The 25,441-nt window shown below is 46.0% G+C and carries 22 protein-coding genes and 2 tRNA genes; 5 read left to right on the top strand and 19 right to left on the bottom strand.

Translation table 11 applies throughout. From position 1 onward, the window contains the following. Positions 1–214 precede the first annotated feature (214 nt). Positions 215–2,281 (top strand): methionine--tRNA ligase, encoded by a 2,067-nt coding sequence (metG, locus tag DW657_RS01695; RefSeq protein ID WP_118311175.1) that lies wholly within the window; start codon positions 215–217, stop codon positions 2,279–2,281. 86 nt (positions 2,282–2,367) lie between these two features. On the opposite strand, the gene DW657_RS01690 is transcribed toward metG, so the two are convergent. The 3 genes from DW657_RS01690 to DW657_RS01680 form a co-directional block, all read right to left on the bottom strand. Then, positions 2,368–3,099, bottom strand: a complete 732-nt coding sequence (locus tag DW657_RS01690; RefSeq protein ID WP_118311174.1) for a porin family protein — start codon at positions 3,097–3,099, stop codon at positions 2,368–2,370. Positions 3,100–3,568: 469 nt separating this feature from the next. Continuing rightward, positions 3,569–4,426 carry an enoyl-ACP reductase gene (locus DW657_RS01685; protein WP_118311173.1) on the bottom strand — a complete coding sequence of 286 codons (858 nt, stop codon included), beginning with the start codon at positions 4,424–4,426 and terminating at the stop codon, positions 3,569–3,571. A gap of 129 nt (positions 4,427–4,555) precedes the next feature. Further along, on the bottom strand, positions 4,556–5,512 hold the full coding sequence (locus DW657_RS01680; RefSeq protein WP_118311172.1) for an endonuclease/exonuclease/phosphatase family protein: 957 nt from the start codon (positions 5,510–5,512) through the stop codon (positions 4,556–4,558). 56 nt (positions 5,513–5,568) lie between these two features. Here DW657_RS01680 and DW657_RS01675 point away from each other — a divergent pair. After that, positions 5,569–5,640: transfer RNA gene (locus DW657_RS01675), tRNA-Arg, on the top strand. A 129-nt stretch (positions 5,641–5,769) separates the two neighbouring features. Here the strand turns inward: DW657_RS01675 and secDF are convergent. The 3 genes from secDF to DW657_RS01660 all read right to left on the bottom strand — a co-directional run bounded on the left by secDF (position 5,770) and on the right by DW657_RS01660 (position 10,980). Then, positions 5,770–8,793 (bottom strand): protein translocase subunit SecDF, encoded by a 3,024-nt coding sequence (gene secDF / locus DW657_RS01670; RefSeq protein WP_118311171.1) that lies wholly within the window; start codon positions 8,791–8,793, stop codon positions 5,770–5,772. A gap of 110 nt (positions 8,794–8,903) precedes the next feature. After that, the gene (locus tag DW657_RS01665) at positions 8,904–10,001 is read right to left on the bottom strand and encodes an endonuclease/exonuclease/phosphatase family protein (protein WP_118311170.1); all 1,098 of its coding nucleotides are present in this window, start codon (positions 9,999–10,001) and stop codon (positions 8,904–8,906) included. A 4-nt stretch (positions 10,002–10,005) separates the two neighbouring features. Continuing rightward, the gene (locus DW657_RS01660) at positions 10,006–10,980 is read right to left on the bottom strand and encodes a rhomboid family intramembrane serine protease (RefSeq protein WP_118311169.1); all 975 of its coding nucleotides are present in this window, start codon (positions 10,978–10,980) and stop codon (positions 10,006–10,008) included. A gap of 227 nt (positions 10,981–11,207) precedes the next feature. Here DW657_RS01660 and DW657_RS01655 point away from each other — a divergent pair, with 227 nt between their 5' ends. Next, the gene (locus DW657_RS01655) at positions 11,208–11,483 is read left to right on the top strand and encodes an HU family DNA-binding protein (protein WP_089545318.1); all 276 of its coding nucleotides are present in this window, start codon (positions 11,208–11,210) and stop codon (positions 11,481–11,483) included. A 103-nt stretch (positions 11,484–11,586) separates the two neighbouring features. Here the strand turns inward: DW657_RS01655 and DW657_RS01650 are convergent, their stop codons facing one another. The 13 genes from DW657_RS01650 to DW657_RS01590 form a co-directional block, all read right to left on the bottom strand. Then, positions 11,587–12,402 (bottom strand): FecR family protein, encoded by an 816-nt coding sequence (locus DW657_RS01650; protein ID WP_118311168.1) that lies wholly within the window; start codon positions 12,400–12,402, stop codon positions 11,587–11,589. Positions 12,403–12,419: 17 nt separating this feature from the next. Further along, positions 12,420–13,253, bottom strand: a complete 834-nt coding sequence (locus DW657_RS01645; RefSeq protein ID WP_118311167.1) for a hypothetical protein — start codon at positions 13,251–13,253, stop codon at positions 12,420–12,422. A gap of 13 nt (positions 13,254–13,266) precedes the next feature. Beyond that, complete coding sequence (locus DW657_RS01640; protein WP_118311166.1) at positions 13,267–14,484, bottom strand: DUF4249 domain-containing protein; 1,218 nt, start codon at positions 14,482–14,484, stop codon at positions 13,267–13,269. A 22-nt stretch (positions 14,485–14,506) separates the two neighbouring features. Then, positions 14,507–17,257, bottom strand: coding sequence for a TonB-dependent receptor (locus DW657_RS01635; protein ID WP_233546587.1), 2,751 nt, complete (start codon positions 17,255–17,257; stop codon positions 14,507–14,509). 24 nt (positions 17,258–17,281) lie between these two features. Continuing rightward, complete coding sequence (locus tag DW657_RS01630) at positions 17,282–17,803, bottom strand: RNA polymerase sigma-70 factor (protein WP_118311165.1); 522 nt, start codon at positions 17,801–17,803, stop codon at positions 17,282–17,284. A gap of 97 nt (positions 17,804–17,900) precedes the next feature. Next, positions 17,901–17,971 (bottom strand) — tRNA-Gln (locus tag DW657_RS01625). Between the two features lie 66 nt (positions 17,972–18,037). Continuing rightward, positions 18,038–19,339 carry a tyrosine--tRNA ligase gene (tyrS, locus tag DW657_RS01620; RefSeq protein ID WP_118311164.1) on the bottom strand — a complete coding sequence of 434 codons (1,302 nt, stop codon included), beginning with the start codon at positions 19,337–19,339 and terminating at the stop codon, positions 18,038–18,040. 63 nt (positions 19,340–19,402) lie between these two features. Further along, on the bottom strand, positions 19,403–19,654 hold the full coding sequence (gene yidD / locus DW657_RS01615; RefSeq protein WP_118311163.1) for a membrane protein insertion efficiency factor YidD: 252 nt from the start codon (positions 19,652–19,654) through the stop codon (positions 19,403–19,405). Then, positions 19,651–20,055 carry a ribonuclease P protein component gene (gene rnpA / locus DW657_RS01610; RefSeq protein WP_233546586.1) on the bottom strand — a complete coding sequence of 135 codons (405 nt, stop codon included), beginning with the start codon at positions 20,053–20,055 and terminating at the stop codon, positions 19,651–19,653. The genes yidD and rnpA overlap by 4 nt, the downstream gene beginning before the upstream one ends. 8 nt (positions 20,056–20,063) lie before the next feature. Then, positions 20,064–20,813: a uroporphyrinogen-III synthase gene (locus DW657_RS01605; protein WP_089545326.1), complete on the bottom strand. Its 750-nt coding sequence runs from the start codon at positions 20,811–20,813 to the stop codon at positions 20,064–20,066. 6 nt (positions 20,814–20,819) lie between these two features. Then, complete coding sequence (locus DW657_RS01600) at positions 20,820–21,851, bottom strand: DUF4271 domain-containing protein (protein WP_118311162.1); 1,032 nt, start codon at positions 21,849–21,851, stop codon at positions 20,820–20,822. 50 nt (positions 21,852–21,901) lie between these two features. Further along, entirely contained in the window at positions 21,902–23,176 is a 1,275-nt protein-coding gene (metK, locus tag DW657_RS01595) for a methionine adenosyltransferase (RefSeq protein ID WP_118311161.1), read from the bottom strand. A 148-nt stretch (positions 23,177–23,324) separates the two neighbouring features. Continuing rightward, complete coding sequence (locus DW657_RS01590; protein WP_118311205.1) at positions 23,325–24,230, bottom strand: tyrosine recombinase; 906 nt, start codon at positions 24,228–24,230, stop codon at positions 23,325–23,327. Between the two features lie 133 nt (positions 24,231–24,363). Here DW657_RS01590 and aroQ point away from each other — a divergent pair, with 133 nt between their 5' ends. Both aroQ and DW657_RS01580 read left to right on the top strand, forming a co-directional pair. Then, the gene (gene aroQ / locus DW657_RS01585; RefSeq protein WP_118311160.1) at positions 24,364–24,798 is read left to right on the top strand and encodes a type II 3-dehydroquinate dehydratase; all 435 of its coding nucleotides are present in this window, start codon (positions 24,364–24,366) and stop codon (positions 24,796–24,798) included. A 1-nt stretch (position 24,799) separates the two neighbouring features. Beyond that, entirely contained in the window at positions 24,800–25,438 is a 639-nt protein-coding gene (locus DW657_RS01580) for an O-methyltransferase (protein WP_089545331.1), read from the top strand. Positions 25,439–25,441 lie beyond the last annotated feature (3 nt).

Below are 25,441 nucleotides of genomic sequence, written 5' to 3'. Positions count from 1 at the left end.
CCCTTATCAGAAAGACCTGAAGGGCAAGCACAAAAAGGCTCGGGCTGGAAAGCTAGAGCCTTTTTTAGTATCTGAGTTTTAGAATCCTCCTATCTAAAACTATCAAATTACACCTTATTATATATATAAAGGAGAAAAAGGACACCTAATTATTCCGCATTTCCAACATTTTTTTGTAATTTTGCACCCAAATAACAAAAATATATTAGCTAATATGGAACAAAAGAATTTCAAACGTACCACTGTTACGGCAGCATTGCCTTACGCTAATGGTGGTGTGCATATCGGCCACCTGGCAGGTGTTTATGTGCCAGCCGATATCTACGTACGCTATCTTCGCCTTAAAAAGCAAGACGTTGTTTTCATCGGCGGTAGCGACGAGCATGGTGTACCTGTTACCATCCGTGCCAAGAAGGAAGGCATTACCGTACAGGAAGTAGTGGATCGCTATCACAACCTCATCAAGAAGAGCTTCGAGGATTTCGGCATCTCCTTTGATGTTTACAGCCGCACAACTTCTAAGGTTCACAATAAGTTTGCTTCTGATTTCTTCCGTACTCTTTACGATAAGGGTGTTTTGGAAGAGAAAGTAGAAGAGCAGTTCTGCGATGAGGTTACCGGCGAGTTCCTTACCGACCGTAACATCGTGGGTACCTGCCCTCGCTGCGGTGCAGAAGGTGCATACGGCGACCAGTGCGAGAAGTGTGGTGCGACCCTCTCTCCAGAAGAGTTGATCAACCCTACCAATAAGAACAACCCTGGTCATGGCCTCGTCAAGAAGCCTACCAAGAACTGGTATCTCCCACTGGGCAAGTATCAGGACTGGTTGAAGCAGTGGATCCTGGAAGGTCACAAGGAGTGGCGTTCCAATGTTTACGGACAGTGCAAGAGCTGGTTGGATATGGACCTGCAGCCTCGTGCAATGACCCGCGACCTGGATTGGGGTATTCCTGTTCCTGTAGAGGGAGCAGAAGGCAAGGTGCTCTATGTTTGGTTTGATGCTCCTATCGGCTACATCTCCAACACCAAGGAGCTTTGCGATGCACAGCCAGAGAAATGGGGTACATGGCAGAAGTGGTGGCAGGATCCAGAGACACGTCTCGTTCACTTCATCGGAAAGGACAACATCGTGTTCCACTGCATCATCTTCCCTACCATGCTGAAGGCTCACGGCGACTATATCCTGCCGGACAACGTACCAGCCAATGAGTTCCTGAATCTTGAGGATGATAAGATTTCTACCTCTCGCAACTGGGCAGTTTGGTTGCACGAGTATCTCGTAGATCTCCCTGGCAAGCAGGATGTCTTGCGCTATGTATTGACAGCCAACGCTCCAGAGACCAAGGACAACAACTTTACCTGGAAGGATTTCCAGGAGCGCAATAACTCTGAGTTGGTTGCCGTTTATGGTAACTTCGTAAACCGTGCTCTCCAGCTCACCAAGAAGTACTGGGGCGGCGTGGTTCCTGCCTGCGGCGAATTGCAGGAGGTTGACCAGAAGGCTATCGCTGAATTCAAGGATGTGAAGGAGAAGGTTGAGCAGTATCTCGACGTATTCAAGTTCCGTGAGGCTCAGAAGGAGGCTATGAACCTGGCACGCATCGGTAACAAGTACATCACAGAGTGCGAGCCTTGGAAGGTTTGGAAGACCGATCCTAAGCGTGTGGAGACCATCTTGAACATCTCCCTCCAGTTGGTTGCCAACCTTGCCATCGCCTTTGAGCCATTCCTGCCATTCTCATCAGAGAAGCTCCGCAAGATGATCAATATGCCAACCTTCGAGTGGACTCAGCTTGGCAGTACAGACCTCCTCAAGCCTGGTACACAGCTTGGTGAGCCAGAATTGCTCTTCGAAAAGATAGAGGATGAGGTGATCGAGAAGCAGCTCCAGAAGCTCGCTGACACCAAGAAGGCTAACGAGGAAGCTTCTTACAAGGCAGCTCCTATCAAGCCTGAGGTTAGCTTCGATGATTTCGAGAAGCTCGATATCCGCGTAGGTCACATCCTGAACTGCGAGAAGGTGAAGAAGTCTAAGAAGCTCCTGAAGTTCACCATCGATGATGGTTCAGGCGTAGAGCGTACTATCTGTTCAGGAATCGCTGCATACTATGAGCCTGAGCAGCTGATCGGCAAGGATGTACTCTTCGTTGCCAACTTTGCTCCTCGCAAGATGATGGGTATTGAGAGTCAGGGTATGATTCTCTCTGCCGTTAACTTCGACGGCTCACTCAATGTTACCTCTCTCCTGGGTCAGGTTAAGCCAGGAAGCCAGGTAGGATAATCGTTTCGAAAAAAGCTCTATATCTTCAACACTGAGGATATAGAGCTTTTTCTTTTCAGCTAAAGGAGTAAAAGTGATATAATCAACTAAAGCGCAAAGCGATAGCCTACCGTAAAGGTAAATACCTTGTTCTTGGAATCGCCGGCATCAGTCTTATTCACCTTGGTCAAGCCGATATGATAGCGGGCATCCAGAATCACATTCATATACTCATACGATAAACCTACAGGAATAGACACATTCACCTTCTTGGCTGCGTATGTGCTTTCCACATCCCGGCTTTCCTTGTAAAGAGTTGAACCCGTCTTACTATCCTTCTCCAAATCAGTTTCTTCCGACAGCATCTTGCCATCTCCACACAAGAACCCCACCTGTGCACCAGCCATAATGGCAAACTGAGGAGCCACGTATGCCTTCAGCATCAAAGGCACCTGAACATAGTCAAGATTCAGGCGATGATCCTTCACGCCAGTATATTTCTTGATTCCATTATTACCCGTATCCCCATTCACTGCCATCTCATAATCACCCCAGCGGGCACCCTGACGGACATAATAAGCACCCAGAGAAACACCCAGGTAATCTGTGGCACGATACTCCACATCGAGTCCACCCAGGAATCCCGCCTTACTCTTGGATTTCACCTCCCGGTTGTTTTCCGTTGGCAGATAGATGGAATTATCACTCAGATTGGCAATAGCCACACCTACTCGGGGTATCACCGAGAATTTACCTACAGGATTCTCCCCACCTTGCGCCATTGCCCCCATAGCAGAAAGCAACAGCATCATCACGATAGCAATATTCTTTTTCATCATATTCTTTTTTTGAATTACACCTTATTATATATAGAGAGACAAATTCAATTCTATATATAGATAAACTCAAAAACACGAAGAATATTGCATCCATACAGAATAAGGTTAGATTTCTATAGATAATACGTTTTAATAAATGAAAATTGTAAAGCTCTATATCCCTGCTCGGATATAGGGCTTTTTAATGTATCATACTGCAAGAACTGTGTAAAACGTGTATTCTAACAGCGCAAGATAAGTATTCTTATAGCGCAAAGTAAGTATATTATATGCCGTGCACCGAACGGTGTAAGCACGTGCATCGAACGTCGCACGCACTCACATCGTTCGACGCACGTGTTCACGCCGTTCGGTGTGAGACAAAAAACAAATAGGCAATACACCGCTTTTCCTATAGGAATCAGCCTGTATTGCCTATTATTATAAGCTATGATGACGTATATAACATCATCCTTTCCTTGTTTTTCTATTATCCGTAGATAACCTTACCATTCTCATCCTCGTAAGGAGCCATATCCTTAGCATACTGGTTCATGGCGCGGAGGCTCATACCCATAGATGAGAAACCACCATCGTGGAAGAGGTTCTGCATAGTTACCTTGCGGGTGAAGTCAGAGAACATCATTACGCAATAGTTAGCGCAATCCTCTGCTACAGCATTTCCGAGTGGAGACATCTTGTCAGCAAAGTCCATCATATTCGCGATATCCTTGATACCCTTACCTGCTGTTGTAGCTGTAGGGCTCTGAGAGATGGTATTGATGCGGACATGCTTCTCGCGACCATAGATGTAGCCGAAGCTGCGTGCGATGCTCTCGAGCATGCTCTTGGCATCAGCCATATCGTTGTAACCGAAGAAAGTACGCTGAGAAGCTACGTAAGTGAGAGCTACTACAGAACCCCACTCATTGATAGCATCCAACTTCTTGGCTACCTGCAACATCTTGTGGAAAGAGATAGCAGAAATATCCAAAGTCTTGTTCAAGAAATTGTAGTCGAGATCATCGTATGTACGATGCTTACGAACATTAGGGCTCATAGCAACAGAGTGGAGCACGAAGTCAATCTTGCCACCGAGCTTCTCCTGAGCCTCAGTGAATACCTTTTCCAAATCCTCAACGCTGGTCGCATCCGCTGCGATGATAGGAGCGTTGATCTGTTCAGCGAGCTTATCCAGCGTACCCATACGCAAAGCCATAGCTGTGTTACTGAGTGCGATGGTAGCACCCTCTTCAGCAGCCTTAACGGCTACTTTCCAAGCGATTGATTCCTCATTGAGTGCACCGAAGATGATGCCACGCTTGCCTTTTAACAAATTGTGAGTCATTGTTATCTTAATACTATATGTTTGTAAATCGTGCGCAAAATTACGAAATTTGTGCAATATATGCAAGCTTTTTCGCAAAAAAGTGCTGTTTATACCACCTTTTTTGCGAAAAGTCAAGTAAATCGTGCCTTATTTATCATCTATCCGGATGCGGGCCACCAATGGAAGATGATCGCTGTAACCTCCTAAATACCTCGGACCCAGGTAGGTGCGATATGGTTTTTTACCGCCATATTTCTCATCATCTTCGAGCAGGAAAGGCAAATCTCCTATTCTGCAGGCATTTTCCTGATGTTGCATCGATTCGCTCAGCAGTATCTGGTCAAGACTGCGCCATTCTCCATGCCAACGGTAAGTAGCCTTTGCCCCATGGCTACCCTGTGCTCCGGCAGATATATTAATAAGGTGGTGCTGATAGAGATATTCCAGAGCGGGAGAGTCGTGATAATCATTGAAATCTCCTGCCACAATAATCTTTGCCCTACTTTGAAGCGCATAAATGGAATCCACAGCTTCTGCCAACTGGCTCGCCACCTGCAGACGATAAGGACGGGATTCACGCTCTCCTCCTCTTCTACTAGGTGCATGTACCACAAACACATGCAGCGTATCGCCCGTGATGATACGTCCTGAAACATAGAGAATGTCTCTTGTAGGACGGGTATCCGGCAGACGCTTCACCCGGATAGACCAGGAATGTATCAATGAAAAGGAAAACGGCTGATACATCAAGGCTACATCGATGCCTCGCTCATCGGGCGAATTGGTCATCACATACTCATAACCAGCCGTACGGATGACTGAACGCTTGGTCAGGTCAAACAATACACTGTCGTTTTCCACCTCACAGAGAGCCACCAGATCGGGAAGCTGCACATCTCCGGAAGCCTCCTCATACCCCAGCCCCACAATCTCCTGCCCCAGATGGTTCACCTTATGCCAATAGCGGTAGGGAGTCCAGTGATAACTACCTTCAGGCAGGAACTCGACATCATTCTTAAGCGAATCATGCCGTGTATCAAAGAGATTTTCGCAGTTTAACTCCACAAAAGTGAGCAAACTTGATAGGATGAGTGTTAAAAACATAGTCATTTATTTTGTATTGTCAATGTTTTAATGTATCTTTGCAGTCAGTTTTCGAAGGTCCCATAGTTTAACGGATAGAACGGAGGTTTCCTAAACCTTTGATCCGAGTTCGATTCTCGGTGGGACCACGTAAACGATAAAAGGTCGCTCCTATTTAACTAGGAAGCGACCTTTTATCGTTTTATAGTCTTGATGATTCCCTATTTCCATCCGGCATTCACCGGACAGAAACAGAAGAATCTCTTATTGTTTACGTTTTACTTAACCTCTGCAACAGCAGTCTCTTCTGCTGGCTCTTCCTTGATCTTACGACCAAGAACGATGTATGCCATTGGAGATGCGATGAAGATAGAAGACAAAGTACCGAATACAACACCCAGAATCATTGCGAATGAGAAGCTGCGGATGCTGTCACCACCGAGGATGAAGATACAGAGCAACACGATCAATGTAGATGTAGATGTATTGATGGTACGAGCCAATGTCTCATTGATAGATGCATTGAAGAGCTGCTGACGGTCGCCCTTTGGATGCAACTTCAAGTTCTCACGGATACGGTCGAATACTACCACCTTATCGTTGATAGAGTAACCTACCACGGTCAGGATAGCACCGATGAAGGTCTGGTCAATCTCCAATGAGAATGGAACGAGACCCCACAGGAGTGAGTAGAAACCGATTACTGTCAAGGCATCGAATGCCAACGCAACAGTAGAACCTACAGAGAAGGCAACGTTGCGGAAACGTATCAGGATGTAGAGGAAGATGGCAATCAGAGCGAAGAGCACACTATAGATAGCACCCATAGTGATATCCTTAGCTACAGAAGGACCTACCTTAGTACTACTGATGATAGAACCACCCTGACGAACGTCTGGGTTCTTGAATGCCTCAACACTCTTCTGAGATACCAGGTTGGCCTTCTTCAAGGCGTTGTAAAGGATAGTCTCAGCCTCATCGTCAACAGTTGGACTGTTGCTCTCAATCATATAGTTGGTAGATACACGGATAGTCTTACCATCTGTACCGATAGCGATAGCACTTGTAGTAGCCTTAGTACCATCTGCATTGACGAAAGCACCACCAAGAACGGTACGGATCTGCTCAGGCTCTACAGGATTCTCGAACTGTACTACATAGTTACGACCACCAGTGAAGTCGATACTCTTGCTCAAGCCACGAACAAAGAAGCTACCGATGAATACCACAGCAGCAACGATAGCTACGGTGAAGGTAGTCTTGTACATAGACATGAACTTGTACTTCTTACCCTGCATCAGGTTGTGAGAAACTGGAGTATCAAACTTGCAGTGCATCCACTTGTCGTGATTCAACTTGTAGTCGTAAACCAGACGAGTCAAGAATACGGCTGTGAAGAATGAAACGATGATACCGATGATCCAAGTAGTAGCGAAACCACGGATAGGACCTGTACCGGTAGTCAACAGGATGACACCTGTAATCAATGAAGTCAAGTTAGAGTCGAAGATAGCTGAGAAAGCATTACCATAACCGGCAGCTACAGCCTGCTTCATACCCTTGCCAGAGCGAAGCTCCTCCTTGATACGCTCATAGATAAGCACGTTGGCATCCACGGCAGTACCCAGAGACAAGACCATACCGGCAAGACCTGGCAATGTCAAGGCTGCCTGGAATGACGTCAGAATACCGAGTGTGAAGAATACATTGACGAGCAATGCCAAGTTAGCCATCATACCAGGAACGATGTTGTACATCATCACCATGTAAACCATCAAGAGTACGAAAGCTACAACGAATGAGATGATACCCATCTGGATAGACTGTGCACCGAGAGTAGGACCTACAACCTCCTCCTGAACGATACGTGCAGGAGCTGGCATACGACCAGACTTCAATGTATTAGCCAAGTCCTTGGTCATTTCGATAGTGAAGTTACCGGAAATCTGTGAGTTACCACCATCAATCTCACCGTTTACACGAGGAGCAGAGTAAACTACACCATCCAGAACGATAGCAATAGCCTTGCCCACGTTAGCCTTGGTCATCTGAGCCCACTTGCGGGCACCCTCTGTATTCATCTTCATGCTTACAACAGGAGAACCCATCTGGTCGAACTCATCCTTAGCGTCTGTGATAACATCACCCTCCAATGGAGCACGACCTGTAGTAGTAGTCACCTTCAAAGCGTGAAGCTCATAGATGTTCTTCATCTTGATATTGTCAGCAGGCTGAGCACTCCAGAGCAAACGCAAGTCTGAAGGCAACAGGCGCTTAGCCACTGCAGAATAGATAATCTTGTTGATAGCAGCAGTATCGCGAACGCTGGCGTAACCAACAGTACTCAAACCACCACCAAGCTGCAAGCGAGCCAACAGTGGGTGAGCCTTGATGGCAGCAGCATTCTGAGCATCCTCGCCTACCTTGGCAGCAGCATCGTCCTTCTTCTTGATAGAGAACTTAGTTTCTGCCTTCTTAGGCTCGGCCTTAGCTACTTCCTTCTTAGCGGCAGCAGAATCTGCAGCTACAGTATCATTCTTCTCCTCACCGTTATCGCCATTGGCAATACGAGTATCAAGCTGCTGGAGATAAGGAGCGATTTCCTCAGAGTTATATGTCTCCCAGAACTCAAGGTTAGCACTACCCTGAAGCATCTTACGCATACGCTCTGGCTGGCTGATACCAGGCATTTCTACCATGATACGGCCCTGCTGACCTTCCAACTTCTGGATATTAGGCTGAACAACACCGAACTTATCGATACGGGTGCGGACAACGTTGAAAGAGTTGTCGATAGCATCCTGTACAGAAGCGCGGATAGCCTTCTCTACCTCTGCATCGCTGCTCTGAGGAGAAACCTTGCCCTGCAACTGCTGGGTAGCAAATACCTCTGCGAGTTTATGACCAGGTGCGCTCTTGTGATAAGCGTTAATGAAAAGTGACACGAAGTCACCACCGTTAGCTTCTTCCTGAGCTCTGGCTTCCTTCATGGCATTGGTAAAACCAGCGTCGGTCTTGTGATCGGCAAGGTTTTCAATTACCTCAGGTACAGAAATCTCAAGAATTACATTCATACCGCCCTTCAGGTCAAGTCCAAGACCAATCTGGGTCTCCAAGCAGTTCTGGTAAGAATAAACACCCAGGTACTTTACAGAATCCTTATAATCCTGCTGAGCAATAGGGTCTTTGATCTTTGCAGCCTCGCTGTCATAGTAACGTGTGGCAAACGAGAATGACAAATAGAAGATACTTGCGAGAGTCAGTAAGACGGCTACACAAATTACAATTCCTTTGTTTTGCATTTCTATTTTATTGTTATTAATTTATTTATTTTCAGCTTTATAATTCATCATTACATATATAATGACGTGCAAAAATACGCATTTTTTTTCTTATATAAGAATAAATTGCCTTATTTTTGCTTTTTTGGGTGCATTTTTAGCTTACAGATGATAGGATAATGGTCTGAAACCGCTATTTTATCATCTACTTTACACTCATAAGGCTCCCAATCCTCAGAACACATGATATTGTCTATTCGTACGAAAAATCCACCACGATGATAGCTGATTCCCGGTCCGTTGCCGCTTTCTACATAGCAATCTACCAGATTCTTAGCTATCGTGCGATGCACGTAAGAGATCGGTCCGTCATTGAAATCACCGCAGAGGATTGTGCTCATCCCCCGATGCTCCCTGATGTATCTCGCCACCGCTTCGGCTTGGGGCGCACGCTTCTTCGTTGCCTCTGCCAACTTCACCACCAGGAGCTTGGAGGTCTGCTCGGCAGTATCTACCTGCAGTTTTCCTACGACAAGTTTCTTGAACTGCTGCCGGTCTTCCTTACTCAAACCCGTTGTCTCCAGATGATTATTGATAAGCAGAACAGGCTTTCCATTGATGTTCAAACGGTAGGCCACACTCATATTCCCCTGTGATTCATAGGGAATCAGTTCCTTGGAAAGGATAGGATATTTACTCAGCAGCATCAAGGCGTTTCCGCCATGGGGATGAACCGTAACGTCCTGATAAGCATAAATCGGCTTCAGCATACTGTCTATCAGCTCTGCATTCCTGCCGGTAGGCTGTGCTTCCTGCAAACAGACAATATCAGCATTCTGTTCCAACAGATAAGACAGGCAGATATTCACACCATCCTCATCTTCCGTTTGATTTCCGAATCCCCAGGTATTGTACGAGAGAACCTTGATGCTTCCCTTCGGAGCATCTCCCTTCATATTGACCGGCATATACTGCCGGACAGGTACGAAGCTGACCAGAAAACCCAACAAAGGAATGAGAACATACCTGGCACGGAAGACGACCCAGAATATCAGAAAGCCAAGATTGAGGGAAAGAAAGACCGGAAAGAGCAGTCCTGCATTGCAGAATGCGGGAAAACGTTCCGGATTCAGCAGATCGGAATATCCCACCAATAACATAAAGGCAACAGTAGCCACATTGGCTCCTGCCACCATCTTGACCGTAAAATCCCTTAATCCATTCAACATGACTCTATCTGTTACTCTGGTCAAAAAGGGTCTGTTTCTCTTCTCGGGTCAGACTGTCATAACCACTCTTGCGTATCTTATCCAAGATACGGTCAATCTCCTTCTGTGCAGCCTTCTTGCGCTCTTCGGCTTCATCTGTACGCTGGAAATCTGTGGTATAGGTATCATTACGGGTATAATTATCGTTGCGGGTATAGTTCTCATTGCGGGTATAATCGAAACGTTGCTTGGTCTTCTTGTTTCTACCCCCAAACATATTACGCAACTTATCGAAAGAATCGGCAGCAGAAGAGTTATGATAACCTCCATCCATCTGCTTACGCCAGTAACGGATCATGAAGAAACCGAATACCATACCACCGAGATGGGCAATATGTGCCACACCATCGCCACGGGTAGCCAAGGCAGAGAAGAGCTCGATGGCAGCATAGCCAATCACGAAATACTTCGCCTTGATAGGTACAGGCAACGGGAAGATGAATATTCGCTCATTAGGATAAATCATTCCGAATGCAAGCAGGATGGCATAGATGGCACCCGATGCACCTACGGTAGTCCACATGTTGAGATAATCGCCCATAGCCATACGGGCACCCTCGCCACTTACTACAAACTCATAGGCAGACATATCCTTGACGATATAGGTAACATACTGAGCTGCTTCCTGAAAGAGGCCGGCACCTACGCCGCAGGCTATGTAATAAAAAAGGAACTTCTTCGGTCCCCAGACTCTCTCTACGACACATCCGAACATCCAAAGGGCGAACATATTGAAGAGAATATGCTCGAAACCACCATGCATGAACATATACGTAAACAGCTGATAAAAATGGAAATCGGAAGCCAGGAAGAAATGAAGTCCCAAGATATCATTGAGAACATACCCATCGGTTCCGTTCTTTCCCATGACCAGGCAGGCCAGAAAGGCCACCACATTCACTATCAGCAGATTCTTTGTAACTATTGGAATATTGCGCATAACAATTTTTGCCTTAACTATTAATGATCTTATTAAAATTTGAAATTTGGTGGCAAAATTACTAAAAATATCCGTGAAATCACCAAAAAATGAGTAGATTACAATAAAATTTCACTATTTTCATCACTTTTCTGCTTTTTTTATTTGAACTTTCAAAGGAAAAGACTATATTTGTAAGCAAAATCGATAATTGATAGAAATTACTAATCATTTAATAACGTATAATTATGAACAAGACAGAATTGATCGACAAGATTGCAGCAGGTGCAGAGATCACAAAGGCACAGGCTAAGGCTGCTCTCGATGCAACAACTAATGCGTTGAAGGAGGCTCTCATCGCAGGTGACAAAATCCAGTTGGTAGGCTTCGGTACCTTCAGCGTAAACGAGCGTCCTGCTCGCGAGGGTATCAACCCAGCAACCAAGGAGAAGATCCAGATTGCAGCTAAGAAGGTGGCTAAGTTTAAGGCTGGCGCTGAGCTCGCTGATGCACTCAACAAATAATTGTTAAGATTATTTTCGACATAAAAGGGCATTCCTCTCGGAATGCCCTTTTATTGTATAATATTATTTTGGCTGGCCTTTTTACGATGCTTTATTCACACACTTATCGTATCTGAACACCCAATGTCTCTTCTATCACCTGGATAACCTGCGGGATGGAATCTGTTTCAAAATCACCCGTCAGACGCTTGCTCTCATCAGAAGCCGTATATCTTGTGCCTGACAATTTAGATAGTTCTTCCAATACTTCGGATAATGGAGTTTTGTCGAAATGCAGACGATGCGTAGCCCATGCCACATCGTTGATATCATAATCTGCCAACAACTCCGGCTGGGCAGCACCTTTCAGTAAACGGGCTCGCTTGCCCTTGGTCAGGAAAACGCCTTCAGCAGAATGGCGAGCCGTAAAAAGCACCTTTCCGCCGGTTACCATCACTTCGGGAACATCTGTTCTTTCATCCACCATAAACTGGGTACCGAGCACTCTTACGTGTCCATGCTCTCCTACCACATCGAAAGAATGCTGTTCATCATGCTTCACCTGATAATAGATGCAGCCCTTCATCTCCACCTTTCTGCAATCATCTTCCTGATAGGAAAGAGAAGAATGAGGCATCAACGACACCTTCGTTCCATCAGGCAGATGATACGCCACTACTTCTGATTCGGCAGAAAGCGTCACTGTCTTTGGCTGCAAAAGCGTATAGGCTCCTATGGTGAAAAGCACCAGAATAGATGCAGCTACAGCTATCCAACGGATGCGACGCTTTCGTAAAGATACAGTTGCAGCATGCGAAACCTCTTCATCAGCAATGCCAACCCGAGCCTTCACCTTCTGCAAGGCCTTCCGGGTATCCAGCTTGCCCGGCTGAAAATACTTCAGCACAAAATCCTGTTCATTCTTGTTGATCTTCATCATAGAATTCCTTTCTTCGTTTAAAATTGTCCTGTAATAGATGCAAAAAGCGTATTGGTATGCTTATACTTCTCGATGCCATTATATCGCTTACCCTTCGTATAGCGGATATTGTTTCTACAATTTTCGATATTGAAGTTGCTGGTCAGCCATCCCAAAGACAGAAATACATCGCCCGAGCGGAAGGTCAAAGCCGACTTGATACGCCAAGCCAGCCATTTTCCGCCATAATTACTGACGGTTCGGATAGTTGCATTACCATAAAGCTCATCTTCATAAGATGCAGGATGCCCCACACCTTGTGCGTCCTTGATTTCGGTAAAAGATACCCTATCATTATAAAATGGCGTGATGCAGAGTCCCGGCTCGCAATGCAGCATCAAGCCCGCAGTACGACGCTTGCTCAACCACAAGGTAGGAGTACGAAAAGCCAAACCTGGTGTCAGGTTGATTTTTATCACCCTCTTCGGATCATATTCATCATCCTCATAACGTTCTATCAAGGGTCTATCCCCATGGTTGTCGTTCCATTCTATTCCACAGGAGATGCCTGCATAGGTCAGGGGATAATAGGAAAATGTCAACTCAACCATGTAGCTACATTCATTGGCATCACAAAGTCCGCCCGTAATACCTGCCACATAGCGCAGCAGTTTGGTATCCTGCTTTCGCTTCATGCGATTGATCATCTCTACACGCTGTTCAAAAGTCATAGAATCCTTCACCGCTTCCACGGTATCATTCAAAAAACTATAACCCGTATTCTTCTTTTGAACAGAAACATCAGAACCTTGTGCCTTGCCGGCAATGGCAAAGCACAAGGCACCTAAAATGATAAAAAGACTTCTTTTCATACTCCTCACTTTTTTATTTGGTATATATTCCGCCTTGATTATCCGATGGTGCCGATGGCAATGGGGCGATATACTTCGAAGCTTCACAGACATTAAATCCTGCAACTACACCGAAACCACCTTTTACGTTCGAATAAGTAGGTGTCACCTGCATCAATCCAGCGTCCGCCCAACTATTGCTCTGCGCATCGTTAATGCTCTTCAAGAAGCGATAGTACTCTGGAGTAACCTTGCAAAGTTGTACATTATAAGTAAAGCCAAACAAACGGTCCCAACCATCATACGTGTGCCAATAAGAATCATTACTGCGCACTTCCAAATGCATCGTATAGGTCTGTCCATTTATCGTCCGGTCATTGAAGATATAAACATCATCAAAGTATTTGTATTCGTCAAAGCCGAAATCATTATCCAACTCTGAATTCTTGTTAATCAATGGCTCACTGGTGGTCACCATCTCAGGCCAATCGATATTTGATGCCAAACTATCAAAACACCATTCATATTCATCCTCCCTACCCAAATAATTAAGGTAATCTTGGTAATTATTAGCATAAACATCATGTTGCCATCTATTGCCTTCTTTGGGAACACCTTTCAAGTTTCCATATTTCTGCTTGCGAGTTACCTTCACAGAATAATAATCCGTGGTTGAAGCAGGGTCACTAAAAGTCGCTTCCAACTTATCTACCGAGAAATAAACATCATGATCCGACGATTTCTCTTTCAAATGGATGTCACCTATATTTACATCAACCTTCTCGGGAATGGAAGTCGAAGCAGAAACCTCGGAGAGACCATCTGCCGATACCTGGACCTCAATCTTATCTCCAGCCTTCTGCTTTCCTACGGCATAATACTGTCCTATTAGGGTAGAAAGAGACCAACTATCGGAAACTTGAGAAAAGGACTGCGCTTCCTTTATGTTTTCGATACGTTTCACCTCCTGTGGCATTCCATTTACCTTATATACGACACTTGCATCCACGGTTAAACGTGATTGGGTATCTATATCTCCTTTGAAAGAAGAAACGGGCAAGCTTTTCGTTACAACGATAAGTGTGGTATCTCCCTCCGTTGGAAAACAATAAAGTACCAATCGGGGAGTATCTTGCAGCTTCTTTACATCAAAATCATCTATACAAGAAGAAAAGACCACGCTCATCAAAAAGAAGAACAGTCCCCATCTCCAACTTACATTGATTTTTATTCTTCTATGATTTGTATTCATATCCAATGAAATTTCTTTTGTTTTAAAACTTGATAGTATAGCTAAATGAAGGTATTATTGGAATAAATCCCTTGTTTTTCGCCTCAAACTGCTGCGTACCCTCATTATAGTCCACCTTGACGTACATCGAGTTGAGATGGCAATAAGCATTATAGATGCTCAAATTCCAAATGCGCTCATGTCCATGCTTGGTGACATGACGGAAATCGAATCCCAAGTCCAAGCGATGATAAGCTGGAAGCGTCAAATTATTGGGGATGGCATAGACATAAGAGGCGGAATTCCACCACTTCCCGTAATACTTGCCTTCTTGATCTGGCAAGCTTGGCAATGCCGCCAACTGGGTTGGCACCGTGGCATGATTGCCCGTGTGACAGTTCCAGACCGCAAAGCAACTCACCTTCTTGTTAAACGCATACCGCAAGGACAGATTCAGCTTATGGCGGTTGTCATACTTGTCGTAATACCAATCCTGATAGAAGTCATCATACTTTCGCTTGTTCCAAGAGAGCGTATAAGAACCACTCAAAGTCAGATGATTGGTGCGATAAGTGGCATCAGCCTCAACGCCATAGAAGAGCCCCTTGCCATCCATCACTTGCGAATCCCAATGCTCAGCAGGCGGCTCTATGCCTACCCAACTGCTGTATTGAAGCAGATGCTTGGACAACTTGCAATACCCTTCGAGCGACAGAAGCCAATGGCGGTTGGGCTGGGCATAGATTCCTGCCGCAAACTGATAAGAACGCATTGGCTTCAGATTTCGGGTAGTCGGTACCCAATAATCCGTAGGCAAGGACAAGTAGCTGTTAGAGACCTTATGCACATACTGGGTCATCTGAGTAAAGGAAGCCTTCAGCGACACCTCATTGCTCAGTTGATATTTCAGGGCAAAACGTGGGTCGATATTCAAGAAGTTCTTGTTACTGATATGAAAAAGGCCCATATTGAAGCCAACATTCATACTCCAGTTGCGGTTGATATTGATTTCATCCTCTGCGTATACCGTCCACTCATGCGCCACATGACGATTACTACTATTCATTCGGATGGTATCAACTTGGGCTGATGCATTTCCCTCATATCCAGTATAATCCAATTGCATAGCTGTCTGGGGGCGAAAGAGATGCATCGTATAGTCGCTTCCAAAACGGAAATGATGACGAGGGTTCGGACGGTAATCGAATGCCAGACGATAGCCCGCATCATAAATCGTTGAGGTATAACCATGCTCCAAGTGAGTGACAGAAGTGTCATTCTCTCCCGAAGGATTGATGTAGCGATCATCATCCAAGGAATACAACTTGGAACGATTATGGGAATACACCGCTGTAAAGTTTGAGAAGAGCTTCGGAGAGAACAGGTAGTTCCAGTTGAGTGCTACATTAAAGTTTCCCCAATCCAGCTGCGACTTCGTCAAGTCCTTGTCATAGCTTTGGTTGGGTTGATACCCATCTGCCTTACTTTGATCAAAATCATCCTTCACATCCCAGCTGTCTTTTCCGTGATAGAGACTCAAGTCTATCTTCGAACGGTCGTTGAAACGATGGGTTACCTTGGCATTCAGGTCCATGAAGTAATAACCTATCGAGAGTTTATCGTCTGGATCAGAGAAAGCCTTGGTCAAGGGACGGGACAGCAGATCCATCCAGGAACGGCGCATACCTATATTATAAGAGGTCTTGCCTTTCTGGATAGGTCCTTCAAACTGCACACTGGCATCGAGCAGTCCGATGCGATAGGCACCATGAAACTGATTCATGTTTCCATCAGCAGTACGCACATCCACCACCGACGACAATCTTCCACCATATCGTGCAGGAAAGCCGCTCTTGTAGAAATCCACGTTTTTCACCACATCGGCATTGAAACTGGAGAAAAGCCCCAGCGCATGATTCGTATCATAAAGCGGAGTACCATCTATCAGATAAAGGTTCTCATCACCATTGCCGCCATGCACATAGAGTCCACTTGCCAACTCCTGTCCTTCTGCCACACCACTCACACGCTGCAGGGTCTTCACCACATCCGGCGAAGACATCAGGGCAAACTCAGTCTTGATATCCTTGTTCGAAAAGGAACGCTTGCCGGTTTGCGTGGTCAGAAGCGGAGAGTTCAAGTCGCCATCTACCACCACCTCAGGCAGTTTACCATCAACACGGAGTGCCATATTATGATGCATATCTTTCGAGAGATTCAATTTTTCCACCTTGTCGGCATAGCCCACATACGAAAAGCGAAGCTGGTGCTCGCCTTCTGGCAGGGTAAGCGAAAAGAAACCATACTCATTGGTGGTTGTGCCGATGCCATCCGTCAGATCATAGATGGTGGCATTAATCAGCGATTCGCCACTCTCGTCACGGACGTATCCGCTGAGAGTATGGCGACGCTGAACCTGCTGAACTTTGTGATTGATATTCGTGTAAGATGTTGATATTTGTTGTACGGGTTTTCGCTTCAATATCACATAGTTCGCATTGATATTATATAGAATATGAGTTTTCTCGAAAAGCGCCTTCAGTGCCTTCTTCACCGAAAGATGCTGAATGTCTGGTCCATAATACTTGATGTTCAATTCCCCATCAAGCGATGAATCATAGACGAAGTTGATTTTCCTGATACGGTGCAGCCAATCCATCTGCTGACGGATGGTGGTAGAAGTCTGAGCCTCCACCATCATCTTCGGCGTGCCTGCCAACGTTGGAGCTGGCAAGGCTAGAATTGAGAGCGCAAAAATAATCTCTTTACCTTTCATAACTGTACTTTTATTCATTCTTTTATTGCTATAACGCAAGAATTACAGAATACCCCCATGGATGAAAGGTAAAATATAGAAAAAATCTGCAAGAAAATCATCTTTCTTGCCTCGTAAGGTCTTTAAAGCCTTGGAAATCTGATGTTCTACGGTCTTTTCCGACAGGTTGAGTTCTTCGGCAATCTCCCGATAAGTCATACCGTCACGCTTGCTCATCAGGAAGATTTCCCTGCATCGTTCGGGCAATAGCTCGATAGCCGTCCACAGCTCCGCCTCCTGGAAAGAACTTTCCTGCGCCTGATTATCAGAGATTGTGCCGCTCAAGTCAGAAGGAGAAATCTCCGTATCTATCGGAGACTGGCGGCGCAACCGGTCGATGCAGGCATTGCGCACAGAGGTATATAAGAAAGCCTTGATGTTTTCCGGCATGATGCTCCTACTTATCAATTTCACAAAACAATCCTGCACCACGTCTTCAGCCTCATCGATATCATGCAGATAATGAGTGGCATAAAGACATAGCGGACGATAATAGTGCTGAAATATCAAGTCTATCTCTTGCATAAACCTTCTCTACCTAAACTAAACTCTTATATAAACTCTCATATAACAAAATAACCCTCCAAATCCGCAAAGACCTGAAGGGTTATTTCATAATCTGTTGTCCCAGGCGGATTCGAACCACCACTGACAGAACCAAAAACTGTAGTGCTACCATTACACCATAGGACAAGCAAATCGGATGCAAAGGTAGTGGATTTTTTCTCCACTACCAAATATTTTCAATACTTTTAACGATTACTTAACGGTAATCAAGAAGTAGTTCTTCTTACCTTTCTGAACCAAAAGATACTTGCCGTCAATCAGGTCACCAGCAGTTACAACCTGGTCGAAAGCAGCGAGTTTCTCCTTGTTGAGAGAAACGCCACCACCCTTAACGAGCTTGCGCATCTCGCTCTTACTTGGGAAGATCTGCATACCCTCCTGATTGAAGAGATCTACGGCTGTACCACCGAGCAGGTTCTTGTCGAGGTCGTAGTGAGGAACATTGGCGAATACATCGTTCAATGTAGCCTCATCGAGCTGTGCCAAATTCTCCTTAGTAGCCTTACCGAAGAGGATATTGCTGGCTGCGATAGCCATATCCAAATCCTCCTGAGAGTGAACCATCACGGTAACCTCCTCAGCCAGACGCTTCTGGAGTACACGGCGACCTGGATCCTGCTTGTGCTCCTCTACGAGGGCATCGATAGTCTCCTTGTCAAGGTCTGTGAAGATCTTGATATACTTCTCAGCATCATCATCGCTTACGTTCAACCAGAACTGGTAGAAAGCATAAGGAGTTGTGCGGTTGCGATCCAACCAGATGTTACCGCTCTCTGTCTTACCGAACTTCTTGCCGTCTGCCTTGGTAATCAAAGGACAAGTGAGGCAGAAGCACTCAGCGTCGTTACCCAATGTGCGGTGAATCAACTCAGTACCGGTAGTCATATTACCCCACTGGTCATTACCACCCAACTGGAGGCGGACACCATACTTCTCATACTGATAGAGGAAGTCGTAGCCCTGGAGCAACTGATAGGTGAACTCTGTGAAAGACAAACCGTCACGAGCCTCACCGTTCAAGCGCTTCTGCACGCTATCCTTCGCCATCATATAGTTAACTGTGATGTGCTTACCTACCACACGAGCAAAGTCGAGGAAGGTGAAGTCCTTCATCCAGTCGTAGTTGTTAACCAACTCAGCCTTGTTAGGCTCATTGCCATCGAAGTCGAGGAACTTAGATACCTGCTTCTTGATAGCTTCCTGATTATGATAGAGAGTCTCAGAGTCGAGCAGATTACGCTCCTGGCTCTTGCCAGAAGGGTCGCCAATCATACCTGTAGCACCTCCCACGAGGAGATAAGGCTTATGGCCACAACGCTGCAAGTGACGCAACATCATGATACCGCAAAGGTGACCGATGTGCAGAGAGTCTGCAGTAGGGTCTGTTCCGAGATAGGCAGACACCATGTGGGTGTTAAGGTATTCCTCAGTACCTGGCATAATCTGTGCCAGCATACCACGCCATTTCAATTCTTCAACAAAATTTTTTGCCATCGAATGTGATTTCTTTATATATTATATAATATGTATAAGGGGCCCAGCAAAACAGCCGGAAACTTACGGCACGGGATCATAGCCCGAACCACCCCAAGGGTTGCATCTCAAGATACGCCATATTGCCAAAGCCAGCCCCTTGAAAGGTCCATGCTTCCGTATGGCTTGCCTGGCATATTCTGAGCAGGTTGGCTGAAAGCGGCATGATGGCGGTGTATAGGGAGTGATGCACTTCTGATAGAACAGGATAGGAAGCAACAACAGCCAGGTCAGTGCTTTTACGAATCCATGCCAGACGATAAGCAGATACTTCATAGTTTCTCTACCAATCGTTGCAGGTTCTTGTTCATCCTGGCATTCAGCTCAGCCGAATCGTGCAGTTTGCCATCCTGCCAGATGACGGCAAGCAGCAGCTGCTTGTCGGGCATCTGTGCCATACGCTCCATCAGCTCATGCTTCTGGGTGCGGTAAGCCTCACGGATCTGTCTTTTCACCCGATTGCGCTTCACGGCTCTCTTGAAGAATCGCTTCGACACGCTTACCATCAGTTCTACAGAAGCACTCTGCTCATCAGTCTTGTCAACAACAAGATACACCATCTTCAAGGGCCAAGCCGTCATAGCATGGGCTTTACCGCTAAAGAGCTGGTCTATGAGCGTCTGCTTGCATAGGTGCTCTCTCTTTCCGAAAGTGTTATCTGTTTCTGTCAACATCATATAGTTTCTTATTTATTGTTTCGCTTCAGATAATCCTTCAGCGCTCCAGTCATGGATGGGAACTCCTTGGTAGGAGCCTCCAAGTCAATGCGAAGACCTTCGTCAGTTACAGTCTTCATGGTTGCCGGACCGAAAGCACCGAGAGCAATCTTGCCCTGCTCAAACTTAGGGAAGTTCTTCTTCAGGGCTTTTACTCCTGTAGGACTGAAGAAAATCATCATATCATAGTCGAACGACTTGATTTCTTCCTCTGTGAAGTCATTGCTTACCGTGCGATACATCACGCACTCAGTATGATTCAGCTTCTTCTCGTCGAGAAGGTTCTTCACATCATCATTGTGCACACTACTCAGTGGAACGAGATATTTCTCTCCTTTATGACGACTCATCTGTGCCATCAATCCGTCGATCTTACCAGTATCACCGAAGAAGACCTTGCGCTTACGATACTGTACATACTTCTGGATATAGAGTGCGATGGTCTCAATAACACAGAAATACTTCATATCCTCAGGAATGGTAATACGCATCTCCTTGGCTAATTTGAAGTAATTGTCCACTGCATGGCGAGATGTAAAAACGACTGCAGTGTAGTCTAACAGATTAATCTTCTGCTGACGGAATTCTTTCGCTGTAAGTCCCTCAACCTTAAAGAATGGGCGGAACACACATTCTACGCCGTACTCCTTCTCGATATCATAGTAAGGAGATTTCTCACTTGCCGGTTTTGGCTGAGAAACTAAAATTTTTTTAATCATCTTGTCTTAAAAGTTTATTTTCAAATAATGACTGATTAATACGAGTCCACCCCAAAGGGCAGACAGAGGTACTACTTCAAGGGCACAAAAGTACAAAATTATCTGCAAAAACAAGCCATTTCTTTTAAAAAAGATAAGATAACTCTTATAAAATGACAACATTTTCACCAATACGAGTACTATAATGGTATATATCACTGCTACCTGGAGCGATAAGTCGAAGTAAGACAGGAGCATAACTACCGGGAACAGCAGTACTCCCTCACAGGATAACAGGAAGAGATACGCCTTGAGCCATTGTTCATTTTTTTTCTTATCGAAGAATACCAGACCCGCTATGGTATAGAGCAAAGCCTTGATCAGGCAATAGCTCATCACATATCCGGCATAGATACAGATTACCCAATTCTGCTCGATGGTAAACGTATCGCTGATGGATGCCTTCGAGTAGAAGAAGTATCCGAGTGCCACCAGCAGGCAGGTCTGCAATACAAAGAAGAACTGGAAGCGAACCTCCGAACTCGTCTCCGTAATCACCGTAGTACCCTCTCGCTGAACGCGGAAGAAGGCCTTTGCCTGGCGGAAAACGAAATGCTTCGACTTGGAGAATGCAATACATGCCAACACAAAGCACAAAAGCAGCAACGAGGTGATGAAGTTATCGCCCGCCACCGTATAAGGCACCGGGTCACCCGCCACGCCCAGTCTTCCACCTCTTAGCTCAGGATGGAAGAGCGAGTCTTTCGAGAAGAACGACTCACGATAGTATTGCGGCAAGCTCACATCTCTGAAACTCTTGCCGGCCTTATGTCCGGGCAGATGCAGGGTATCGGGCATCCTGCTCCAGTGAGTAATCTCACAGGGTTTGATGTGCGCCCTGATCATGGAATCCTGTTGGGCAGGGGTCGCATTCTTAGGCAGCCAACTCAGCACCAGTTTAGGTGTGAGTTGGCTGCTATGTTTTTGCTGGACAGATTGCTGCTGTAATTCAGCTTCAATCTCCAGACCTGTATGTATCGAATCTGCTTGCTGCACCATTCTTTTCTATCGATTTCCTAAGAAACCGCTCTCTTATTGTTATTCGTTCCTTAAAGACCGAAAGCCTTCTTGATTTCATCTACCTTATCGAGCTTCTCCCATGTGAAGAGCTCTACCTTCATGGTCTTTGCTTCGTGATAACGGCTAGTGAAGGTCTTCTCCACAACCTCGTTCTTACGTCCCATGTGTCCGTATGCTGCAGTTTCAAAGAACATTGGCTGACGCAACTTCAACTGGCGCTCGATAGCCTTTGGACGGAGATCAAACGTCTCGGCAATCTTCTTGGCAATCTCGCTGTCGGCCATATTCACATGGCTTCTGCCATAGGTATTTACGTAGATGCTTACAGGCTCTGCCACGCCGATAGCGTAACTTACCTGAACCAACATCTCGTCTGCCACGCCGGCAGCTACCATGTTCTTGGCGATGTAACGGGTTGCATAAGCTGCAGAACGGTCCACCTTACTAGAATCCTTGCCAGAGAAGGCACCACCACCGTGAGCACCCTTGCCACCGTATGTATCTACGATGATCTTACGGCCGGTAAGACCTGTATCTCCATGAGGACCACCAATCACGAACTTACCGGTAGGGTTTACGAAGTACTTGATGTCGTCGTTGAAAAGAGCCAATACCTTGTCGCTCAAGTGAGTCTTTACTCTTGGAATCAGGATATTGATCACATCCTCACGAATCTTTGCCAACATGGCATCATCATCGTCCTCGCCATTTGACTTCTTGATGAAGTCATCGTGCTGGGTAGAAACCACGATGGTATCGATGCGCTGTGGGATATTATCGTCTGAGTACTCGATGGTAACCTGACTCTTAGAGTCTGGACGGAGATAAGTCATCACCTTACCCTCCTTGCGGATATCAGCAAGCACACGCATGATGAGCTGTGCCAGGTCGAGTGATACAGGCATGTAGTTAGCGGTTTCGTTTGTAGCGTAACCGAACATCATACCCTGGTCGCCAGCACCCTGATTCTCATCCTCCTCACGGCTTACACCGCGGTTGATGTCATCACTCTGCTCGTGGATGGCAGTGAGCACACCACAAGAGTCACCGTCAAACTGATACTCGCTCTTGGTATAACCGATCTTCTTGATGGTCTTGCGGGCGATAGTCTGCAAGTCAACATATACATTAGAGCGAACCTCGCCCATGATTACTACCTGACCAGTAGTACAGAAGCTCTCGATAGCGCAGTGAGCATGGTCATCGTATGCCAGGAACTGATCGAGCAAAGCATCTGAAATCTGGTCGGCCACCTTATCTGGATGTCCTTCAGAAACTGATTCTGATGAAAACAAATATGCCATATTTTTCCTTTATTTTCTGTTATTAATTGATGTTCTTTATTTTGCGGCTGCAAAGTTACACATTTTTTTTCAGATTCTGCCATATTCAGCCGAAAAATAGAGCAAATACAGCCGAATAATCCTCCTTTTGTTGCTGAATCATAACCATTTACTCTTCCCTGTGCCTGATATTGCGTGGATGATGGTATAAGATGGCATCCCTGAGGTCGGAAGTTTCGATATGCGTATAGATTTCCGTGGTTCCGATGTCCTCGTGTCCCAGCAGTGCCTGAATCACTCTCAGGTCGGCTCCACCCTTGAGCAGAGCGGTGGCAAAACTATGTCTCAGCGTATGGGGCGAAATGGTTTTCTTGATACCCGCATCCTGTGCCGCATTCTTGATCATGATGAGAATCATTACACGGGTAAGATGGGCACCTCTGCGGTTCAGAAAGACATAATCTTCCTCTCCGGGCTTGATCTTCATGAGATTGCGATCGATGTACCACAGGTGAATTTCCTTCAATGCCCTGTCAGAGATAGGCACCAGCCTCTCCTTTCTTCCCTTTCCCAGAACTCTGATAAACTTATCCTCCTCAAAGATCTGACTGATCTTGAGATTCACCAGTTCCGTAACACGCAGTCCGCAGGAGAAAAGGGTTTCGATGATAGCCTTGTTGCGCTGCCCTTCCCATTTCGAGAGATCAATGGCAGCCTCCAGCATATCCACCTCCTCTACGGAGAGATATTCCGGCAGATGTTCGCCTATCTGCGGTGAAGGCAACAGTTCGGTAGGATCATCCTTGATATAGCCGTCGGTCACCAGGTAACGGTAGAAGGAGCGCACACCACAGAGGATACGAGCCTGCGAGCGGGCAACGATGCCTTTGTCGTGAAGACTTGCCGAGAAGTTCTCCAGATTTTCCAGCTTCATATCCACCAGTGCCACATCGTTCTGGCGGGCATATTCTATGAGATATTCCAGGTCGTGGCGATAGGCCTCAAGCGTATTATACGTATAGTTTCGCTCCAGCTTGAGGTACCTCATATAATTCCTGATGATGTCATTTGCCATTTTCTTATCTAATTTCTTGTCAGTTTCCAATTTTATTATTACCTTTGCATCAGGGTTAGCTATGAGATAGATAACCTATGCATCTGCAAAGATACAAAAAATTAATGATACAGACTTAAAAAATCATGTGATTATGAAGATACAGATTATCAATGGTCCTAATTTGAACCTCCTGGGCGTTCGCGAGCCAGGCATTTATGGCAGCAATTCTTTCGAGAGCTATCTGCCTAAGTTGAAGGCTAAATACCCTGATGTAGAGATAGAATACTATCAGAGCAACATCGAGGGCGAGCTTATCAACAAGTTGCAGGAAGTAGGCTTCACCTACGATGGCGTAGTGCTCAATGCGGGTGCCTACACCCACACCAGCATTGCCTTGCAGGATTGCATCCGCAGCATGAAATGCCCTTGCGTAGAGGTACATATCTCCAATGTGCACAAGCGCGAGGAGTTCCGCCATCACTCTTACATCTCCTGCGCCTGCCTGGGAGTCATCTGTGGATTCGGTCTGGCTTCCTACGACCTTGCCGTCGCAGGAATCTTATCACAAAAGGAAAACGGGGAGTAAGATGACCGAAACAGAATTGATAGACAAATACATCTGCCAACATATTGAGCCAGAGGGAGATTACCTCTATCGTCTCTACCGTGCCACCAATATCCATACCATTCACGGACGTATGGCGAGTGGTCACATCCAGGGCAGATTACTCAAGATGCTGGTTCAGATGATTCGCCCCAAGAATATTCTTGAGGTGGGAACCTTCAGTGGCTACAGCGCCATCTGTCTGGCTCAGGGATTGCAGGAAGGAGGCAAGCTCTATACTTTCGAAATCAATGACGAGATGGAAGATTTCACCCGTCCCTGGATTGAGGGTTCGGATGTTGCCGACAAGATTGATTTCCGTATTGGCGATGCCAACGAAGAAGCACCCAAACTGGGGGTGATGTTTGACCTGGCTTTCGTGGATGGCGACAAGCGCACCTATATCGAGACATACGAGATGGTGATGAAGATTCTGAATCCTGGCGGATATATTCTGGCAGACAATACGCTGTGGGACGGGCACGTCATCGACCCAGCCTACGACCGTGACCATCAGACCAAGGGCATCCGTGCATTCAATGACCTGATTGCCAACGACCCTAGGGTAGAAGTAGTCATCCTGCCGCTGCGCGATGGCTTGACACTCATCAGAAAGAAATAAATA

Source organism: Prevotella sp. AM23-5, from assembly GCF_003473645.1.
Lineage (GTDB): Bacteria > Bacteroidota > Bacteroidia > Bacteroidales > Bacteroidaceae > Prevotella > Prevotella copri_A.
The sequence above is the reverse complement of the archived record's forward strand: the minus strand, read 5'-3'. Positions and strand labels throughout refer to the sequence as shown.

Bases quoted from the DNA above. Each gene is read 5' to 3' on its own strand.
- metG (WP_118311175.1), top strand. From the start codon at position 215: ATGGAACAAAAGAATTTCAAACGTACCACTGTTACGGCAGCATTGCCT.
- DW657_RS01690 (WP_118311174.1), bottom strand. From the start codon at position 3,099: ATGATGAAAAAGAATATTGCTATCGTGATGATGCTGTTGCTTTCTGCT.
- DW657_RS01685 (WP_118311173.1), bottom strand. From the start codon at position 4,426: ATGACTCACAATTTGTTAAAAGGCAAGCGTGGCATCATCTTCGGTGCA.
- DW657_RS01680 (WP_118311172.1), bottom strand. From the start codon at position 5,512: ATGTTTTTAACACTCATCCTATCAAGTTTGCTCACTTTTGTGGAGTTA.
- secDF (WP_118311171.1), bottom strand. From the start codon at position 8,793: ATGCAAAACAAAGGAATTGTAATTTGTGTAGCCGTCTTACTGACTCTC.
- DW657_RS01665 (WP_118311170.1), bottom strand. From the start codon at position 10,001: ATGTTGAATGGATTAAGGGATTTTACGGTCAAGATGGTGGCAGGAGCC.
- DW657_RS01660 (WP_118311169.1), bottom strand. From the start codon at position 10,980: ATGCGCAATATTCCAATAGTTACAAAGAATCTGCTGATAGTGAATGTG.
- DW657_RS01655 (WP_089545318.1), top strand. From the start codon at position 11,208: ATGAACAAGACAGAATTGATCGACAAGATTGCAGCAGGTGCAGAGATC.
- DW657_RS01650 (WP_118311168.1), bottom strand. From the start codon at position 12,402: ATGATGAAGATCAACAAGAATGAACAGGATTTTGTGCTGAAGTATTTT.
- DW657_RS01645 (WP_118311167.1), bottom strand. From the start codon at position 13,253: ATGAAAAGAAGTCTTTTTATCATTTTAGGTGCCTTGTGCTTTGCCATT.
- DW657_RS01640 (WP_118311166.1), bottom strand. From the start codon at position 14,484: ATGAATACAAATCATAGAAGAATAAAAATCAATGTAAGTTGGAGATGG.
- DW657_RS01635 (WP_233546587.1), bottom strand. From the start codon at position 17,257: ATGAATAAAAGTACAGTTATGAAAGGTAAAGAGATTATTTTTGCGCTC.
- DW657_RS01630 (WP_118311165.1), bottom strand. From the start codon at position 17,803: ATGCAAGAGATAGACTTGATATTTCAGCACTATTATCGTCCGCTATGT.
- tyrS (WP_118311164.1), bottom strand. From the start codon at position 19,339: ATGGCAAAAAATTTTGTTGAAGAATTGAAATGGCGTGGTATGCTGGCA.
- yidD (WP_118311163.1), bottom strand. From the start codon at position 19,654: ATGAAGTATCTGCTTATCGTCTGGCATGGATTCGTAAAAGCACTGACC.
- rnpA (WP_233546586.1), bottom strand. From the start codon at position 20,055: ATGATGTTGACAGAAACAGATAACACTTTCGGAAAGAGAGAGCACCTA.
- DW657_RS01605 (WP_089545326.1), bottom strand. From the start codon at position 20,813: ATGATTAAAAAAATTTTAGTTTCTCAGCCAAAACCGGCAAGTGAGAAA.
- DW657_RS01600 (WP_118311162.1), bottom strand. From the start codon at position 21,851: ATGGTGCAGCAAGCAGATTCGATACATACAGGTCTGGAGATTGAAGCT.
- metK (WP_118311161.1), bottom strand. From the start codon at position 23,176: ATGGCATATTTGTTTTCATCAGAATCAGTTTCTGAAGGACATCCAGAT.
- DW657_RS01590 (WP_118311205.1), bottom strand. From the start codon at position 24,230: ATGGCAAATGACATCATCAGGAATTATATGAGGTACCTCAAGCTGGAG.
- aroQ (WP_118311160.1), top strand. From the start codon at position 24,364: ATGAAGATACAGATTATCAATGGTCCTAATTTGAACCTCCTGGGCGTT.
- DW657_RS01580 (WP_089545331.1), top strand. From the start codon at position 24,800: ATGACCGAAACAGAATTGATAGACAAATACATCTGCCAACATATTGAG.